Raw genomic sequence first — 14715 nt, forward strand, 5'->3', positions numbered from 1 at the left:
CGCTACCGCGTTCCGAGGTTGGACGATCATCGTCGCGCCGGCCGGTATCGGCCATGATCCGGAGTTCATCGGTCGGGGTGCCGTCGATGTCCTGTCGCGGCCCGTTGCAGGATGAATCCGGACGGACCGGACGTAAAGGACAGGTTGGCGCTACCAGAAGGCGTGGAGGGACTACCCGCCGGTGAGGTTTGTTGATACCCCACGAGAGTACGTATTCCGGTAAATGCGATGATCAATCGTATTTCGCGCGTGCCCTCACCACAGGAGGACCCCCGGCGTGACAAGGAGTACCGGATCGGAAAGACCCACCGAATGGCCCGAAGGCATGGACGTCGACGAACTCCTCGGCCAGGGCTGGCGCCCCACACCCTTTCGCGAGTTCATCCTCAAGATCCACAGTCGCTGCAACCTCGCCTGCGACTACTGCTACATGTACGAGATGGCCGACCAGGGCTGGCGCTCCCAACCCAGACGCATGGCCAAGCCCACCGTCGACCGGGTCGCCGAACGCATAGCCGAACACGCTCGTGCCCACGGCCGTGACCGTGTCGACGTCGTCCTACACGGCGGCGAACCCCTGCTTGTGGGGCCCGACCACCTGAGGTACGTCGCCGAGTCGCTGCGCAAGACCTGCGACCCCGACGTACAGGTCGTCCTGCGCATGCAGACCAACGGCGTGCTCATCGACCGGCACTACCTCGACCTGTTCGAGGAGTTCGGCATCCGAGTCGGTGTCAGCATCGACGGTGCGTGCGAGGACCACGACCGGCACCGCACCCGCGCCAACGGACGCGGCAGCCACGCCGAGGTCCAGGCCGGCATCGAACGCCTCAACACCCGCGACCGCCGACTGCTGTCCGGACTGCTCACCACCGTCGACCTAGAGTCGGACCCCGTCGCCACCTTCGAGCACCTGATCGGATACGACCCGCCCGGCATCGACTTCCTTCTGCCGCACGGTCACTGGGACGAGCCGCCACCGGGTTGGTCGCCCACCGAACCCCACTACGGACGCTGGATGGCCGCGGTGTTCGACCGTTGGTACGGCGCACCCGAACGCGAGACCAACGTCCGCATGTTCAACGAGATCATCCGCCTGATCCTGGGCGGCCCCTCCCGAGCCGAGAGCATCGGGCTCTCACCGGCCGCTCTGGTGGTGGTGGAAACCGATGGGAGCGTTGAACAGGTCGACAGCCTCAAGTCCGCCTTCGAGGGGGCCGCCCACACCCCCCTGCACACCTTCACCCACCCCTTCGAGGACGCCCTCTACCTGCCCTCGGTCGCCGCCCGCCAGATCGGCGCCCGTGCCCTGAGCCCCACCTGTGCCGACTGCCCACTGGCCAAGGTGTGCGGCGGTGGGCTCTACCCGCACCGCTACCGCTCCGGCCACGGTTTCCTCAACCCCTCGGTCTACTGCGCCGACCTCTACCACCTGATCACCCACATCCACCGGACCGTGGCCGCCGACGTGGCCCGTATCAGGAAGGAACTCTAGATGCCGGGATCGGTCCCCGACCCGCTGTTCGACGACCTGGCCCGAGGAGCAGGCGGGCGGGCCGCCGCCGCCCACCTGTGCTCCGCGCAGTACGGCAAACACCTGCTCCTGCTGCGCCGTGTCGTGGACGTCGCCCACGAGACGGGACACCCCGGGGCCGACCGTGCTCGAGACGCCTACGAACTGCTGGCCCGCGCCCAACAGCACGCGCCCGATCCGGTAGCGCGGGTGTTGCGCGCCCCCACCGTCGGGGTGTGGGCACGCCGTACCGCCCTGGCCCTGGCCGGTCACCGCACCGAACCCGCCCGGGTCGGGGTGCTGTCCGCGCTCGCCGCGGCCGCGGCCCTGCGCGCCGGAGTTGACGCCCTCGTCGAGATCCCCTTGGACGGCCCGACCGCTCCACTGCCCTTCCTGGGGCGCGCTCTGGTCGGCGAGGCGCCCTCCGCGCTGGTGGAGATCGTCGACGGACGGGCCACCATCGGAGTGGCGGGCCGGCCCGAGGTGGAGGTCCCCGAGGACCCGCACGAGGACGCCCCCGGATGGCACGCCCTGCGACGACTCGCCGCCCAACACCGGGGGCGGCGGCTCGAACTGCTCCTGGACGACCAGGACCCGGACCGCATGCCCGGCACCGATCTGGTCGCTCGGCGTCTGGACGCGGAGGAACTGCGTTGGTGGCGGCGTAACCTGCAACAGGCCTGGGAGTCACTGGTGGACCACCACTGGACCATCGCGGAGGAGACGTCCGCCATCGTCATCACGCTCACCCCCATCACCGCACCGGGCGGCAAGGTGCACACCAGCGCCACGGCCCGGCACGCCTTCGGGAACCTGGGGCTGTCCCGTCCCATCGGCCCGGTGCCGTTCGCGCTCACCTTCGCGCACGAGGTACAGCACGCCAAGCTCACCGCCCTGCTCGACCTGGTCGAACTCACCCTGCCCGAGGACGGGAGTCGCTACTACGCGCCCTGGCGACCCGACCCCCGCCCCGCCTCCGGACTGCTCCAGGGTGTCTACGCCCATCTGGGCGTGGCCGGGTTCTGGCGTCGACACCGGCATGTCACCGAGGGGGAGGAAGCACGTCGCGCCCACGTGGACTTCGCGCACTGGCGCCGCTCCACGGTCGACGCGGCCCGTGCCTTGGCCGACTCGGGGCGGCTCACCACCGAGGGCAAGCGCTTTCTGGCACTGACCGACCACACCCTGCGGGAGTGGTTGGACGAGCCGGTCCCGGACCCGGCCGAACGCGCCGCGCTGGACGCGGCCCGCCGCCACCTGGACCGGTGGCGCGCCCGCAACGGGACCCCGGGCTGAGCCCCGAGGTCCCGCCGACGCACGATTCCTCACAGCGCGTGGTGCGCCGATCTCACAGCAGGGGCGGGTCGAAATCTGCGACCAGTCGGCGGTTCTCCTCGCACGCGCCGGTGAAGGGGTGTTCACGGCCCAGGGCCCGCACATAGGCGTCGTAGGTGTGGTCGGACAGTTCCTTGGCCTCCGTCGACTTCTTCTCGGCCCGCAGGTCCAACACCAGGTTGGAGGCGCAGGCCAGGCTGCTGGGGTGTTCCTCTCCCACCAACGCGCGGTAGCGGCGCAGTGTCCCTTGGCCGAGGCGGGCCGCGTTGTCGGTGTCGCCCAACGCGGCCAGGTCGCCGGCCAGGTTGGTGGCGGCGGCCAGTGTGTAGTGGTGGTTGCGGCCCAGGCGAGCCTCCAAGGCGATCAGCGCGCTCTCGTTCATCGACCTGGCCCGCTCCGGATCGCCCAACAGCCGGTACAGAAGCGCCACGTTGCTGGTGCAGCCGTGCTTGTAGGGGTGGTCATGGCCATAGGCCTGGGCGTAGCGAACGTCGGTGTCCTCGGCCAGTTCCAGCGCGCCGTCCAGCTCCCCGGTCATCCGCCACAGGTTGGCCAGGCACATCGCCGCGGCCAGGGTGCTGGGGTGGTGGATACCGTGCAGACGCAGGTAGCGGGAGTGCGCGTCCTGTCCCAGGTCGAGGGCCTCCTCGACCTCACCGGACAGACGGCGGGCGATGGCCAGGTCCACCTGGGTGCGCAGGGTACGGGGGTCCTCCACCCCCAATTGGTCGCGGCCGTAGGCCAGGGCGTCTTCACCCAGGTCGCACGCTTCCGTGTAGTCCCCGGACAGACGTACGGCCTGCGCCAGCGCGTTCCAGTAGGCGAGCAGAACGGGCGATCCCCCGGACGGGCCGACCCGCTTGAACAACATGTAGGAACGTTCGTGCCTGGCCTGGGAGCCACCGAAGTCGCTGGTCAACGCGTGGTCCAGGGCGAGGTTGTTCAGGGCCCGCAGGGTCGCGGGGTCGTTGGGCCCGAACGCCTCCTCGTACTGGCGCAGTACCTCCTCATCGTGTTCGCGGGCCTTCCAGAAGTCACCGCGGGCACGGTAGTCGGCGCCGCGCCCGGAGAGCACCGACAGCGTGTCGGAGTGGTTCGCGCCCAGGATCCGCGTCATGGAGGGCAGGATCGCCCGGTTGATGTCCTGGGCCTCGGTGAACCGTCCCAGATCGCGCAGCCGGTTGGCGTACTTGGCCTGGGCCCGCAGTACGTGCGGGTCCTCGTTGCCCGAGTCGGAGCTCCACTTCTCGATGAATCCCTGTGCGTGCTCGCTCGCGGTCTCGTAGTTGCCCGAGGTGTACAGGAAGTCGAGCATGTTCAACCCGAACTCCCGTACCTCCGGGATGGTGGACTCGGCGACCCGGGCCGGACGCATGTGGGAGAGCAACTCCAGGTAGCGGGTCTGGGAGGAGACGTCGGTGAAGTTCTTGGGGGCGGCGGCGCTGAGCAACGACCACACCTCCAGGCGGATGTCCTCCTGGGTCTGTTCGTCCAGCTCCTCGCGCACCAGCGCCTGGATCAGCCGGTGCACCTGGACGGTGCGGTTGGAGTTGTCCAGACGGACCAGCGCGTATCGTCCCAACTGACCGATGGCCTTGCTGAGGCGGATCGGGTCGGACATCAGCTGTGCCATCTCCGGGCGCACCCTGCCCTCGTCCACGGGGAAGAAGAGGTCGCGTGGGATCGGCTCGGGACCGAAGAAGGCGCAGCACCGCAGGAGTTCCATAGCCTCGGGCAGGTTCTCCTGCAGTTTGGCCACCGACAACTGCCAGGCGGCCGTCATGGGCTGGGGATATTCGGGCGGCTTGCCCTCCCGGAGCAGGGGCCCGGTCCGTTCCGACAACAACCCCAGGTACTCCCTGACCGACATCCCGGTCTCGGATTGCAGGGCGCCCGCCTGCTCCAGAGCCAGGGGCAGATGCCCCAGCGCCTCGGCCAGCTCGGTGGCCTCCTCGCCGCTGATGCCCCGAGGGATGCGCTTTTTGAGGAACTCCACGCTCTCGTGCTCGGCGAAAACGTTCACAGGGACGGTCTCGGCGACCCCGCCCCACCGGTGGTTGCGCGTGGTGATCAGGACGTGTCCGGGCCCTTGGGGGATGACGTCGTTGAGCTCCTCGGGCTCATCGGCGTTGTCGAAGACGAGCAACCATCGGGAGTAGGGTTCGCCTTTGCGCAACGCCTCCAGGACCCCGTTGGCGGCCTCCTCCACCCCGGTGACGGCGGGCCCGGGCAGGTCCAGGTGCGGCGCCAGGTGGGCCAGTGAGGAACGGACCAGGCCGGGCTGGTCGGCCATCACCCACCACACCAGGTCGTACTCGTCCCGGAACCGGTGCGCGTACTCCACCGCCATGAGGGTCTTGCCCACGCCGCCGTACCCGTGAAGGGTCCGGGGCACCACCGGCTCGGGGGTGGGTACGACCGCGGTCACCTGGCTGAGCAGTCCGGCGCGTAGTTCGTTGAGCTGGTCGGTGCGTCCGGTGAAGTTCTTGTGGCGCGGTGGAACCCTGCCCCACACCTCCGGGAATCGGCTCCTGCCCTGGCCGGGAAAACGCCCCTGGGAAGTGGTCACTCGGTTTCCTCCGTTTTCACATAGGCCTCACCAGGTTCCCTATTTCTCGCCCTGTGGAAAAGCCCTGGTGTTGTGTTGTGTCGTTGGAAGTCGTTCGGGAATCATGTGCGAAAACTCAGCGTAGGCGATGATGTTAGCCGGCGACAGGTGTGTGGTAAGAACTCCCTACGACAACCGGTTCGAATGATCACGTGAAAGGGCGGTACCCACCGTCCTTTCACGGTGGGCTGTCGAAAGGCGGCGACACGGAGGGAAGGACATGGCGGAACACGAGTTCGGCGGCGGCACCGCCCTGGTCGACGTCGGCGGGCTGTCCCTGCACGACCTCGACGGAATCGGGGGTTCGGTGATCGCGGAGGCCCTGCGCTCGGTACTCGACCCGAGGGAGGCCGGCGCCGAGGTGGTCGCCGGGTTCGTCAACGACCCCGAATGAGAAAACGGGATGTCGATCGCGGGCTCGGACACCATCCGTGCCCGTTGTCGTCACCCGTTCGACAACCATGATTATGTCGCGCTCGTGTTGGGCAAGTTCTCCAGAGAAGCGCGGACACGTTCCATGTTCGGATGCAGCCTGAAAGCCACAGGAATATCTCCGGGGCTCGAAAGGGTGCCTGGTTCGTGACACTATGGACAGCGCTGTTTCGCGCCAGAACCGTCCTTGTTCTCGCCGGCCGGGAGCCGTTCCATGACACGAGCCGTCCTCGGGCGCGCACACGGTCCCTTCGTCGGGCTGCGCCCCTATCTCGCCCGGGACCGCCCGCTCTTCTTCGGCCGAGACGAGGAGACCGAAGCGGTGGTGCGGGCCTGGACCGGGCATCGCCTCACGGTGCTGCACGGCGACAGTGGCGTCGGCAAGACCTCCTTGGTGCGGGCCGGTGCGGCCCCCGCCCTGGCCGACCAGGGGCACACGGTGCTGCCCACCGGGGACCTGTGCTTCGACCCCGTTTTCCCCTCCGCGGTGCTGCCCGCCCAAAACCCCTACACCCGGGCCCTATTGGCGGTGTGGAGCCCGGAGGAGTTCCCCACCCACGTCCCGGGCACCTCGCTCGTCGACTTCCTGCGCGCCCGAACCGGAACCGACCGCTACGGCCGTTCCCGCCCGGTGTTCGCCGTAGTGGACCAGACCGAACTCCTCCTGCGTCGCTCGCCCGTACCCGAGCGGTGGCGCAAGGACTTCCTGGAGGAACTCTTCGGGGCCCTGGAAGTCCGTGAGGACCTGCGTCTGCTGGTGACCGTGCGCAGCGGCCACCTCGACGAAATGCGCCGACTCGTCGACAAGCGCGAGGTCGAACACGCGGAGGTCGCGCTGGGACCCTTCGCCCCGGACACCGCCCGGTCCGTTGTGGCGGGCTGCCTGGCCACGGTGGGATCACGCATCGGGCCGGTGGAACCCGGGCGACTGGTGGAGGAGACGCGCACCGTTCGTACCCCCGACGGGCGCCCCGACCACCGCACCAGGAACGTCGAGCCGGCGCTCGTACAGTTACTGGGGCTCACCCTGTGGGAGGAGACGGCCGAGGAACAGACCACCCTCGTCCCCGAAGACGACACCGAGATCGACCGCGCCCTCACCGAACGTCTGGCCGGGCTCCTGGAGGAGTCGGCGGCCGAACATCTGGTCCCACCCGATGTCCCACAGTCCTGGCTGCGCCGACTCGTGGTCTCCGGGGATCGAGGACCGACCGGGCCCTCGCCCCTCGACCCCAACGGCCCCCTGACCCCCGGGATCGTCCACACGTTGGAGGACCGTCGACTGGTCACCACCCATACCGAGGGCACCACCTGGGTCCTGCGCCATCCTCGTCTCGCCCGCCCCCTCATGGGCCTGGCCATGTCTCCCTACGCTCGCCAGATGCGCGCCTGGGGTGAGGGGGAGCGGCTGAGTGTGGCGATCGGGGCGCGCACCCGAGGGGAATTCGTTCTGGCCGCCGAACACTCCGCGCAGGCCCTGCGGTCCCGACCCGCACCCGGCCCAGGGGCTCACGCTCTTTTCACCACCCTGTCGGCCGACCTGGCCTTCGAACGGGGCGAGGTTCGGGCCGCGGCCGAGTACTACGCCGAGGCGGCCCGAATCCGGGAGTCCGTCGGCGAGGGCGCGGCGGTGCTCCGCCTTCTGGTGGCCGAGGCGCGCAGCCGGCTCCTTTGCGGTGAACGCGCGAGCGCCCTGACCCTGATCTCCGCGATCACCGGCCGTATACACGGAGACCCCAGTCTGCGGGCGGGTATCGGCCAGGTGCTCTGGCTGGCGGGACAGCCGGAGGCCGCCCTGGACGAGTTGGAGGGCGCCTTGCGGGGCGGAGGTGGTGTCTCCGAGGCACGGCGCACACGCGAGGAGATCCGAGACGTCGAGGCCAAGGAACGAACCCCCCTGCAACACAGATGGAGAGGGTGAGCAGTGGATCCGACCGTTCTGGTGGCGCTGATCACCGGTGTGGTGACGGCGACCAGCACCCTGGGGGCCACGGCCCTGGCCGCCTGGCGTGCCGAGACGGTGGAGCGATGGCGAGCCGAGCACAATCTGATGTTGGAGCGGGAAAGACGGGCGAACGAACGCGAACGCTCCCGCGTTCGGCAGGTCCGGCAACGCCTGGAGGACGTTCGCCACGGGGTCCACCGGCTCGACCAGAGCATGCGGCAGATCGGTGCGCTGCGCAGACTCGGACCTCCGGGGGAGGGCGGAAACGACCTGGCCGAGGAGGTGCGCGAGTGCCGAGGACACCTGTACGAGGCGGTGATCGCCGTCGAACGTGTACGCGACCTGCTACCGACCAGCGAGCAGGGGGCGGTCGACAGACTCAGGGACGCGGTGGATCGGACGCTGGGCCACGTCCAGGTACGGCCGGATCCGGGCGGGGGAGCGGAGCCGGTTCACCGCGAACTGATGGAGGGGCTTCGGGAACTCGCGGAGGTGTTCGGGCGGGGCGGGCACGACCTGGTACCCGCCGCGCCTGAGGAACCAGCGTGACGGTCAACGCGACGGCCCCGGCGATGGCCACCACCAGGAGCAGGGTGGTGGGCACGCCCAGGTGCTCCAATGTGTAACCCCCCGCCAACAGCCCCAGGGGCAGGGCGGCACCGGTGAGGAACCGCAGGGTTCCGGTGAGCCGGCCCAGCATCCGGGAGGGGACGTGGGCGGTGTGGTAGGTGGTCACGGTGACGTTCATGTGCGCGCCGACGAACCCGATCCCGCCCCAGATCAGCGGCAGGACCACCGCCGTCCAGCCGGGGCCGGCCCGGTCGGCGCTCAGCAGTACCACGGTCAGCAGCAGCCACGCCCACGTGCACGCCCGCACCATGCGGGCAGGATCCAGCCGACGGACCAGGTACGGGGCGGCGATGGCGCCGAGAAGGCCGCCCGCCCCGGTGGCGGCCAGCACCAGCCCCAGAACGAAGGGTGAGATGCCCTCTTGGCTGGTCATCAACATGATCACCAGCCACACCACCTGGAACAGGGCGTTGGTGACCGTGCACACCACCAGTGAGAGCAGGAGGAAACGGTCACCGCGCACCAGGACGAATCCCCCGGCGAGTTCGCGGGCCAACCCGGCGACCCTGGATCCGCGTCGGTGATCCCGGTGGTCTCGCGTCGGGGCGCTGCGTCGGCGCATGGGGGGAAGGAGCAGCGTGGCCCACAACGACAGCAGGCACACCAGGACGTCGAACAACGCGGGTAGCCCATGCGCCAGCCCGTACAGGGCCCCGCCCAAAGGACGCCCGAGCATCTGGGTGGCGTCGTTGCGAGCCTCGTTCTTGGCGGCGGCCCCGGCCAACTCCTCGTGAGGGACAAGACGGGGGACGGCGGCCGCGCCCGCGGTGGAGTGCAGGGTTCCGCACACCCCGTGCAGGGCCGAGGCGAGGGCGAGGATCGCCACGGGGGCGTCCAGTACCAGGACGGGGACGACGAACAGCGCCACGCACAGGATGCGACCGAGGAGGCCGACGACCATGACGCTGCGGGGATCGTGTCGGTCGACCACCAACCCGACCGGGATGTGCAGCAGGGTCCGTGGAACCATCCCCGCCGCCGCGATCCATCCGGCCAGGGAGGGGGAGCCCGTGTGGAACAGAGCCAAGAGCGGGATGGCCAACCCGAACGTCATGGTGCCGAGGCCGGACAGGGCCACTCCGCTCCACAACAGGGCGAAATGGTGACGCCAACCGGCGCCCGCCCGTGGCGGAACGGTCTCCCCATTGAGTTGGTCTGTGCTGGACATCGCTATCCGTGCCGGTGGTTGAACGGTGTGGCCCAAAAGGTCCGAAAAGGACGTTCAGGTGATAAACGCAAATTCGGAACGTGCTGTGTGGTCGGGCCTGTGGTGCCCCGGTCGCGTGATCGACGCCGTTCTCCAAGACAGCGATCATCGTAGCGGGAAAGAATTCACCTTGCCCGTGGTTGTAGAACGTGTGGCGCCGAGTGGCAAGGGGGGAATCGTGATGTGTCGACTTTTTCCCGCGTTTTTGATTCAGTTCGGTCCGAACGTGGATTCGGTCGGTTGACCTCAACGAGGGTCGAGGTCCTAGCCTCGTCCGGTGAACCGAAATGAAGGAGAGACGTGACCGGCGAGGACAGCCCGAACCCGGCCCCCACCCCCCGAGGCGTCCTGCGACGCTTGGCGGGCGACCGCAACGTCTGGCTGTGCAGCCTGCGCGCGGACGGTTCGCCGCACCTGGTGCCCGTGTGGTTCGTCCACCTGCGCGAACGCTGGTGGATCGGGGCCTCGACGCACTCGGTCAAAGTCCGCAACGCGCTGCGCGACCCCAGGGTGAGTCTGGCTCTGGAGGATGGCGACCACCCCGTCGTGGCCCAGGGCCTGGCGACCGTGCGTGAGGACTTCCCCGACGACGTGCTCGCCGCCTTCGAGGACCGCTACGGCTGGGATCCCCGCACGCCCTATGGATCCGACCCACACCGTTCCCTGTTGGAGATCGGCGTCACCCGTTGGCTGATGGCCGGGGCCGCCCCCGAGAGCACTCCGTCCGGGACGGCGCCGGGCACCTCCTGAACTCCGACAGGCCCCTGCCGAACCCGGATTCGAATCCGGATCGGGTTCACGCGGTCACGTCGTGCACGACACGGTGGGCCTCGGTCGGATCGGGCGCCTCCCACCTGTGGACCAGGCGCCGCATCGCGGCGGTCGGAACAGGGGCCGACCGCCGCGCCATCCGATCCCGCAGGACCCGGGGCGGGGCCTCCAACGCCATGATCTCCACCCGTGCCCGGTAGTCCGCGGCCAAGCCCACGGACCGGTCGCGAAGGTCACGCGAGACGTGTGTGGCGTTCCATACGAAGGAACGTCCGGCGCGCAGGTGCTCACGGGCGCGTTCGGCGGCCGCCGCGGCGACCGGGCGCTGGTCGGCGGTGGCCGCGATCCCCAGCTCGGCGCGCAACGCGTCCAGACTCACCACGGGCAGATCGGGGCGGTGTTCTCCGATCCAGTGGTCCTTGCCCACACCGGGCAACCCCGACATCACCGTGACGGTGAGCCGCGTGTCGTCGTGGGCGGCGTAGTCGGGGTCGCGGTCGGGCTTGCGGAAGAACCAGAACCGGGCGTGGTCGGAGGGGAAGTCGCGAGGACCGTCCAGACAACGCTGCTCGGCGCAGTACTCGGTGTACAGGTCGATGTTCTCCAGCACCTCGGCGGTGTCCTCGCAACGCCGGCCCAAGATGTCGGCGGTGGCCAACAGCGCCAGGTCGTCGTTGCGCGCGGTGAGGCTCACCCGGAACGCGGTCTTGCGCGGGTCGGGGCGTTCCAGGGCCCAGAACGGCAGCTGGTGGTGGCGTACCAGGGACGCCACGTGCTCGCGTCGGTCGATCGGAGCCCCCACCTCCCACAGGATGCGACGCGCCATGAGGTCGCCCCGGCGCGAGTGCCCGTGTGCGGTGACGCGTCCCTCCTCGTCCCGCCGCGTGCACACGGGTTTGGCCACGTCGTGCAAGAGCACCGCGGTGAACAGGAGAACCCGTTCCGACTCCGGCCTGGCCCTCCATGCGGGCAGCTCGGCCAGTGCCTCGCACGCCATTCGGGTGTGCACCTCCACATCGCCCTCGGCGTGGTGCACGGGATCCTGTTCGACCCCGGCCAGGTCGCGCACCCACCCGAAAGCCTCCCGTACGGTGCTCCAATCCAGATCCCAGTGCGGGGGAGCGGGGCACAGGTCAGTGAACTCCCGCATAGGGCACCTCCGGGTCGGCCAGGGCGTTGGCGATGAGGGGACGGTTCATCCAGTGGCCGCCCGAGTTCGAAAGGGCGGAGGTGAACCCCGAACGCACCCACTTGTACCGGTCGACGGTCAGGTCGCCCTCCTCGACCTTGACGTACAGGCCCTCCATGAGGTCGGAGGTGTCGGTCTCGGTCAACGCCCGCTCGGGAGCGACGCCACCGGCCACCGCCGCCTCGGACAGAGTCTCGCGCCAGCCCTCACTGCGGTAGAGCGAGGGGCCCACCAACGCGGTGAGTGCGTCGAGGGACGCGATCGAGCCCTCATACAGCACCGGTACCGACACCACCGGGGTGCCCGCCAACAGCTCGCGTCGCCGTCGCGTGGAGAGGAAAGCGCCTTCCGAGGTATCCAGCACGTCGAACTCACAGAAGTAGTGAGGGAGCCTGTCGTAGAACACCGTGTGCTTGGCGTACAGCCACTCCCCGTACAGCACATAGCGCTCACCCAACCGTGGCCACAATGTCGGGGCCACGGTCGCGGCCCAGGCCTTGAACGGGCCGAACCCGCGCTCTCGCGGACCTCCGGTCAGGTAGTGGCCCCGGCTTTGCAACCGCAGTCCACCGCCGGGCCCGAAACCGATCCCCGCGTTGGCCCCATCGAGCTTCTCCTCCACCACGAGGTGTCGCCCGCGCAGCACGTCGAAGGGCGCCGCGCTCAGGTCGTGGTCGCCGACCTGAAGTCGCGACCCACGAATGTGCCGGGTACGAGGGTATTTGTGCATAGAGAGGTTCTACCGGCGCCGCTCTCCCAAGAGCCACCGGTTTTCCCCGGACCGGTACTCGACCGGTCCGGAACCCGGTCTGGCCGAGGGGCTCAGCGGGTGACACCGCTGCGGGTGCCCAGGGACGCGGCATCGGCGGCGGCCCTGCCCTCGTACCATCCGTCGGGGTCGGCCGGGCCTCGCACCCGCGAGGTGGTCAACGCACCGAACGCCTCGTCCATGGCGGCCTCCACCGCGGCCTCCCGCGCGGCGAACATCGGAACCAGGTCGGTGCCGGTCTCGACGCCGACCGCCTCCTCGGCCGCCCGCGCGGACTCGGTGAGCCGTTCCCCGACCCGCACGGCGAACGCCGCCATGAACGAGGCCCGGTAGTCCTTGCGCGCCCCGCGCCCGGACCTGTCCCGAGCCGATCCGCTCACCCGCATGGCCTTCTCCGCCTGCACCAACAACGACGTATAGAGCAGGTCCACCGCCTCCACGTCGCCGGGGAAACCCATCACGGTACTCAGCCCCAGTTCGCGGTGCCACACGGCCCGACAGTGGTTGGCCTCGGCCACCTCGTTGAGCAGCACGGCACGGTGCTCGTCGTAAGGGGAGTCGACCGGAAGCCTGCGCGCGGAGGCGGCGTCCGGCTCCTCGGGGTCGGCCTCCACCAGGGCCAGATCGATGCTGTGTCGGGCCATCATCTCCTGGGCGCGGGCGGTCAGCGCCTCGGCCTCCTCGGGGAACTCGGTGGACTCCGCCTTGGCCAGCAACGCCCGAACCCGCTGCAACCGACCCCGGTCCACGGTCGCCGGGGCCCGGGTACCGGGCCGGAACGTCCCGGGCGGTGGGCCCAGACGACGCATGGGTGGAAGGGTGCGCAAGGTCGCCAGCAGCCGCAACACCACCTCGACCGCTTCGAACCGCATCAGCCCGTGCTCGGCGGCCAGGTGGTCCAGATGCCGTTCCTCCGACAGGTGGGCGGAGTCCACTCCAAGGGCGCGCACCTGCTCGGTCCACCGCGGGTCCACGGTGGCGAGGGAATGGCGTTCCAGGTCGACGGTGACGGCGTCGGCGCACACCGCCGCGGCCAACGCGTCCGCCTCACGCCGAACGTGACGGACGGTCTCGGCGGGTTGCCAACCACGTGCCCAGGCGTCGGCCACCCCGAACAGCAGGGTGTCGAAGAGCGAGCGCGCGGCCGCCCCCGCCCAGTGCGCGTCCTCCACGTCGGCCAGGCGGGCCGCCGCGAGGTCAACCCCGGACCCTTCTCGGTGACCCACGATGGCGTCGACGGCCTGGCCGATCACCTCCATGGGGGTGTCGTCGGGGGAGGGACCGGACCACTCTTGGACGTCCCGGTCGGTGCCGTGCCGGCGGCCTTTCCTGCCCACGTGTTCTCCCTGGTCGAAGGGGCCTGAACCGACAGGCCATCCTACCGGCCGGTACAGGTGCGCTTCGTCCGTGGGTGTCAGGGTTTGCGGGCCACGCCTCCGTACTGGGCGGTCTCGCGGATCTCCCCGACCTGGGACGGGTCGGGCCGCCAGTACGGGAGGGAGACGACCCCGGGCTCCAACAGTTCCAGCCCTTCGAAGTAGGCCTCGACCTGCTCGGGAGAGCGCAGGTGGATGGTCAGGGCGGCGTTCTGGTTCCACGCGACGGCCGAGTCGATGATCTGCTGACTGGTGTCGGTGCTGTCGTTCAGGGCCAGGAAACTTCCCGAGGGCAGCGCGTCCACGTAGGTGCGAACGAGGGCGTAGAGCTCGTCGTCGGCCGGGTAGTGCACGAGTGTGCCCATGAAGGTCAGCGCGATCGGTTGTGTGAAGTCCAGGTGTTCACGGGCCTGGACCAGCAGGGAGTCGGGGTCGAGCAGGTCGGCGTCGATGTAGTGGGTGCTGCCCTCGGGAGCGCTGGTGAGCAGGGCGCGCGCGTGGGCCAACACCATGGGGTCGTTGTCCACGTAGACGACCTTGGCGTCCGGTGCGACGGTCTGGGCGACCTGGTGGGTGTTATTGGCGGTGGGCAGCCCGGTGCCGACGTCGAGGAACTGGCGGACGCCCTCTTCCTTGGCCAGGTGGGTGATGGAGCGGATGATGAATTGCCGGTCGGCCCGGGCGATCTCCACGATCTCGGGGAAGGCCTGTTCGATCTGCTGGCCCAGCTCTCGATCCACCGGGTAGTGGTCCTTGCCCCCGAGCCAGTAGTTCCACACTCGGGCGGAGTGGGGGACGGTGGCGTCGATGGCGGGGGTGGAGTCGGTCATGGGTTCCCTTCACGGTGGGCCGCCGTGGCGGCGGGGCAGCCGTATTCTCCCTCTGGGAAAGCGAATTCCACAAGGTCGAAAGCCTTACCCCATCGGGCTTTGCGACTTAT

The 14715-nt window shown here is 69.3% G+C and carries 11 protein-coding genes; 5 read left to right on the forward strand and 6 right to left on the reverse strand.

What is annotated here, in order from left to right:
* Positions 1-277 precede the first annotated feature (277 nt).
* Positions 278-1495, forward strand: a complete 1218-nt coding sequence (locus tag K8V84_RS03250) for an FxsB family cyclophane-forming radical SAM/SPASM peptide maturase (RefSeq protein ID WP_304070146.1) — start codon at positions 278-280, stop codon at positions 1493-1495.
* On the forward strand, positions 1496-2809 hold the full coding sequence (locus tag K8V84_RS03255) for an HEXXH motif domain-containing protein (protein ID WP_304070150.1): 1314 nt from the start codon (positions 1496-1498) through the stop codon (positions 2807-2809).
* Positions 2810-2861: 52 nt separating this feature from the next.
* On the opposite strand, the gene fxsT is transcribed toward K8V84_RS03255, so the two are convergent.
* On the reverse strand, positions 2862-5417 hold the full coding sequence (gene fxsT, locus K8V84_RS03260; protein WP_304070153.1) for an FxSxx-COOH system tetratricopeptide repeat protein: 2556 nt from the start codon (positions 5415-5417) through the stop codon (positions 2862-2864).
* 259 nt (positions 5418-5676) lie between these two features.
* Here fxsT and fxsA point away from each other — a divergent pair, with 259 nt between their 5' ends.
* Together fxsA and K8V84_RS03270 are read left to right on the forward strand one after the other, a co-directional pair.
* Entirely contained in the window at positions 5677-5850 is a 174-nt protein-coding gene (fxsA, locus tag K8V84_RS03265) for an FxSxx-COOH cyclophane-containing RiPP peptide (protein WP_304070155.1), read from the forward strand.
* 252 nt (positions 5851-6102) lie between these two features.
* Positions 6103-7809 carry an ATP-binding protein gene (locus K8V84_RS03270; RefSeq protein ID WP_304070158.1) on the forward strand — a complete coding sequence of 569 codons (1707 nt, stop codon included), beginning with the start codon at positions 6103-6105 and terminating at the stop codon, positions 7807-7809.
* Positions 7810-8212: 403 nt separating this feature from the next.
* Here the strand turns inward: K8V84_RS03270 and K8V84_RS03275 are convergent, their stop codons facing one another.
* Positions 8213-9631: an MFS transporter gene (locus tag K8V84_RS03275; RefSeq protein ID WP_304070161.1), complete on the reverse strand. Its 1419-nt coding sequence runs from the start codon at positions 9629-9631 to the stop codon at positions 8213-8215.
* Positions 9632-9970: 339 nt separating this feature from the next.
* On the opposite strand from K8V84_RS03275, the gene K8V84_RS03280 reads away from it, so the two are divergent.
* A complete protein-coding gene (locus tag K8V84_RS03280; protein WP_304070164.1) occupies positions 9971-10420 on the forward strand; it encodes a pyridoxamine 5'-phosphate oxidase family protein in 450 nt (149 codons plus the stop codon).
* A gap of 46 nt (positions 10421-10466) precedes the next feature.
* Here K8V84_RS03280 and K8V84_RS03285 read toward each other — a convergent pair whose 3' ends face one another.
* From K8V84_RS03285 to K8V84_RS03300, 4 genes are all read right to left on the reverse strand, one after another.
* Entirely contained in the window at positions 10467-11591 is a 1125-nt protein-coding gene (locus tag K8V84_RS03285) for an AAA family ATPase (protein ID WP_304070167.1), read from the reverse strand.
* A complete protein-coding gene (locus tag K8V84_RS03290) occupies positions 11575-12360 on the reverse strand; it encodes an RNA ligase family protein (protein WP_304070170.1) in 786 nt (261 codons plus the stop codon). Before K8V84_RS03290 ends, K8V84_RS03285 begins: the two co-directional genes overlap by 17 nt.
* A gap of 92 nt (positions 12361-12452) precedes the next feature.
* Positions 12453-13658, reverse strand: coding sequence for a DUF2786 domain-containing protein (locus K8V84_RS03295; protein WP_304070204.1), 1206 nt, complete (start codon positions 13656-13658; stop codon positions 12453-12455).
* Positions 13659-13813: 155 nt separating this feature from the next.
* Positions 13814-14605 (reverse strand): SAM-dependent methyltransferase, encoded by a 792-nt coding sequence (locus K8V84_RS03300; protein WP_304070172.1) that lies wholly within the window; start codon positions 14603-14605, stop codon positions 13814-13816.
* Between the last annotated feature and the right edge of the window lie 110 nt (positions 14606-14715).

The sequence above is a fragment of the Nocardiopsis listeri genome (assembly GCF_020741345.1).
Taxonomy (GTDB): domain Bacteria; phylum Actinomycetota; class Actinomycetes; order Streptosporangiales; family Streptosporangiaceae; genus Nocardiopsis; species Nocardiopsis listeri_A.